This window comes from Bacillus sp. GbtcB14, assembly GCF_019091205.1.
Taxonomy (GTDB): Bacteria; Bacillota; Bacilli; order Bacillales; family Bacillaceae_G; genus Bacillus_A; species Bacillus_A cereus_AG.
Genome location: NZ_JAGXJT010000040.1, coordinates 1 through 2,414, shown reverse-complemented (window position 1 = coordinate 2,414; position 2,414 = coordinate 1). Strand labels below are relative to the sequence as shown.

Sequence of the window (2,414 nt, the reverse complement as noted above, 5' to 3'; positions counted from 1 at the left end):
CTGAAAGAATATAGAATGACATTTAAGCACCTACATCAATTGGCTTTGGAAAATGGTGATGCCATTCATCTACTACATGAATGCATAGATTTTCTAAGAAAAAACAAAATCATACTGCCTGCTATCACTACACTTGAAAGAATAGTGTGGGAAGCAAGGGCAATGGCTGAAAAGAAGCTATTTAACACGGTTAGTCAATCCCTAACAAATGAACAAAAAGAAAAACTTGAAGATATTATTACCTTGCAGCATTCGTCAGAATCCAATAAAACGATATTGGGTTGGTTAAAAGAACCACCGGGACATCCTTCACCCGAAACCTTTTTAAAAGTAATAGAACGACTCGAATACATACGAGGAATGGAATTAGAAACGGTGCAAATTAATCATTTGCACCGCAATCGCCTGTTACAGCTGTCTCGCTTGGGTTCAAGATATGAACCTTATGCATTCCGTGATTTTCAGGAAAATAAACGATATTCAATACTAACCGTCTATTTATTACATCTTAATCAAGATTTGACGGATAAAGCTTTTGAAATTCATGACAGACAAATACTTAGTCTCTTATCAAAAGGTCGTAAGGCTCAAGAGGAAATTCAGAAACTGAACGGTAAAAAGCTGAATGAGAAAGTTATACACTTTACGAACATCGGACAAGCTTTGATCAAAGCAAAACAGGAAAAATTAGACGTTTTTGAGGTTTTAGAATCCGTTATTGAATGGAATTCTTTTGTCTCTTCGGTCGAAGAAGCCCAGGAGCTTGCACGTCCTGCTGACTATGATTATTTAGACTTACTGCAAAAACGATTTTATTCACTAAGAAAATATACGCCAACGCTATTAAGGGTGTTGGAATTTCATTCTACAAAGGCAAATGAGCCACTTTTACAAGCTGTAGAGATTATCCGAGGAATGAACGAATCCGGAAAACGAAAAGTACCTGATGACTCACCTGTGGATTTTATTTCAAAACGTTGGAAAAAGCATTTATACGAGAATGATGGTACAACAATCAATCGTCATTACTATGAAATGGCTGTTTTAACAGAACTTCGGGAGCATGTTCGGGCAGGAGATGTTTCCATTGTTGGCAGCAGACAATATAGAGATTTTGAGGAATATTTGTTTTCCGAATTTACATGGAATCAAACGAAAGAGAATACGAGATTATCAGTTAGTTTATCATTCGAAGATTATATAACGGAGAGAACCAGCAGCCTTAATGAAAGGTTAAAGTGGTTAACTGCCAATTCCAACAAGTTAGATGGAGTTTCTCTTGATAAAGGAAAGCTGTCACTTGCACGCTTAGAAAAAGATGTACCAGAAGAAGCAAAAAAGTTTAGTGCAAGCCTTTATCAGATGCTACCAAGAATAAAATTAACCGATTTACTGATGGATATTGCTTATATAACAGGATTTCATGAGCAATTTACTCATGCTTCCAATAATCGAAAACCGGATAAAGAAGAAACGATTATTATTATGGCTGCCCTTTTAGGAATGGGAATGAATATAGGTGTAAGCAAGATGGCTGAAGCAACACCCGGACTTACATATAAGCAATTAGCCAATGTATCTCAATGGCGCATGTATGAAGATGCAATGAATAAAGCCCAAGCCGTATTAGTAAATTTTCATCACAAATTACAATTGTCTTCCTATTGGGGAGACGGTACAACATCCTCATCAGACGGTATGAGAATGCAGTTAGGTGTTTCATCACTACATGCAGATGCAAACCCACATTATGGAACTGGAAAAGGAGCCACCATCTACCGTTTTACTAGTGATCAATTCTCTTCTTACTACACAAAGATTATTCATACTAATTCAAGGGATGCGATTCATGTTTTAGATGGTTTGTTGCACCATGAAACGGATTTAAACATAGAAGAGCATTATACAGACACAGCTGGTTACACAGATCAAATATTCGGACTGACTCATTTATTAGGATTTAAATTTGCCCCAAGAATAAGAGATTTAGCAGACTCAAAATTATTTACAATAGATAAAGCAAGTGAGTATCCAAAATTAGAAGCCATTTTACGTGGACAAATAAATACAAAGGTCATTAAAGAAAATTATGAGGATGTTTTGCGATTAGCTCACTCAATAAGAGAAGGAACAGTTTCAGCATCCCTTATTATGGGGAAACTAGGATCTTATTCAAGACAAAACAGCTTGGCTATAGCCTTACGTGAGATGGGTCGAATAGAAAAAACAATTTTTATTTTGAATTATATATCGGATGAATCATTAAGAAGAAAAATACAAAGGGGATTAAATAAAGGAGAAGCCATGAACGGATTAGCAAGAGCTATTTTCTTCGGAAAACAAGGTGAGCTTAGGGAACGGACTATACAACATCAATTGCAAAGAGCCAGTGCTTTAAACATCATTATCAATGC

At 36.1% G+C, this 2,414-nt stretch carries 1 protein-coding gene; it reads left to right on the top strand.

Going from position 1 to position 2,414, the window contains the following annotated elements; genetic code table 11:
• Positions 1-2,414 (top strand): Tn3 family transposase (locus KVT31_RS29210; RefSeq protein WP_116758342.1); only part of this gene is annotated, 2,414 nt, incomplete at both ends.